This is a genomic window from Kitasatospora sp. NPDC091257, from assembly GCF_044757675.1.
GTDB classification, from domain to species: Bacteria; Actinomycetota; Actinomycetes; order Streptomycetales; family Streptomycetaceae; genus Kitasatospora; species Kitasatospora lactacystinica.
In genome coordinates, this window is the sequence record NZ_JBIVVI010001628.1 from 1 (window position 1) to 1,560 (window position 1,560).

The window sequence follows — 1,560 nt, forward strand, 5'->3', positions numbered from 1 at the left end:
GGGTCCGCGGCACCTTTCCCCCCGCTTTGTGTGGGTCTGCCGCTGCCGCCCGACGGGGGCAACCCAGGCATCCCTCAGGAGGATGGCGTGAAGCGTCAGCTCATCGCGGCGGTCGGCGTCGCAGCAATGGTCGTCGGCCTGGCGGCTTGCAGCTCGGACGGCAAGAAGACCGAGGGCGGCTCGTCCGCGGCGGCCAAGAACTACGACGGCAAGACCCTGACCGTGTGGCTGATGGACGGCTCGGCCCCCAAGGGCTGGGAGGACAGCGTCAAGGCCGACTTCGCCGCCGCCTACCCGGGTGCCAAGCTCGACATCCAGACCCAGAAGTGGAACGGCATCGGCCAGAAGGTCACCGCCGCCCTCTCCGAGGGTTCGGTGGACGTCCTGGAGATCGGCAACACCCAGACCGCGGGTTACGCGGCCACCGGTGGTCTGCTCGACATCACCAAGGACAAGGCCGACCTGGGTGGCGCCGACTGGGCCGCCAACCTGAACGAGTCCTCGATCATCGACGGCAAGCAGTACGCCGCCCCGTGGTACTTCACCAACCGCGTGGTGACCTACAACAAGGACATCTGGACCAAGGCCGGCATCACCACCCCGCCGAAGACCCTGGACGAGTTCTACACCGACCTGGACAAGGTCAAGGCCGTCCCGGGCGTCACCGACGCCCTCTACATGCCCGGCCAGGAGTGGTACGCCTACTTCGGCCTGCTGACCAGCGAGGGCGGCAAGCTCGCCAAGAAGGACGGCGACAAGTGGGTCGGCGGCCTGTCGAGCCCCGAGGCCCAGAAGGCCTTCGACACCTACAAGAAGCTGCAGAGCCACTCGACCACCGCGCCGAAGGACAAGGACGAGGCCACCCCGCAGCAGAAGGACGTCTTCGCCAAGGGTGACATCGGCGCCATCATCGGTCTCGGCTGGGAGGTCCCGAAGCCCGAGGAGCTGGCCGCCGACAAGATCGGCTACTTCCCGCTCCCCGGCGCGACCGCGGACAAGCCCTCCAGCGTCTTCCTCGGCGGCTCGAACCTGGCGATCGCCCAGCAGAGCAAGAACCCGGAGCTCGCCAAGGGCTTCCTGAAGATCGCCATGAACGACAAGAACGAGGGCCTGATCGCCTCCTCGGGTCTCATCCCGAACAAGGTCGCGCTCAACAGCAAGGTCACCGGCGACTTCGCCAAGGCCGCCCTGCCGGCCTCGCTCAACGGTGCGACCACCCCGAACGTTCCGACCTGGACCAACGTCGAGAACGAGCCGAACCCGATCAAGGACTTCCTGACCTCGGCGCTGAACGGCGACTACGCCGCCGCGGCCAAGAAGGCCGACGACGAGATCGCGAAGCGTCTCAACCAGAAGCAGTAAGGCAGTCGAGCGGCGTCGCTCACCGGCTCCCGGCGGGGGGTCGGTGAGCGACGCCTTCCGTCGTGGTCGGGTTTGCAAGGAAGAGAGAACGATGGCTGCGCAGTCGGAACGGGTGCAGACACAGTCCCCGGAACCAACGAATTCCGTGGTGGCGTCGACAGACAAGTCCACCACCCCCGGTGCCGAGCGCACCCCGAG

General features: G+C 67.0%; 1 protein-coding gene. It reads left to right on the forward strand.

The window, feature by feature from the left end; genetic code table 11:
* Window positions 1-87 precede the first annotated feature (87 nt).
* Window positions 88-1,362, forward strand: a complete 1,275-nt coding sequence (locus ACIQOV_RS40855) for an extracellular solute-binding protein (RefSeq protein WP_401056129.1) — start codon at window positions 88-90, stop codon at window positions 1,360-1,362.
* Window positions 1,363-1,560 lie beyond the last annotated feature (198 nt).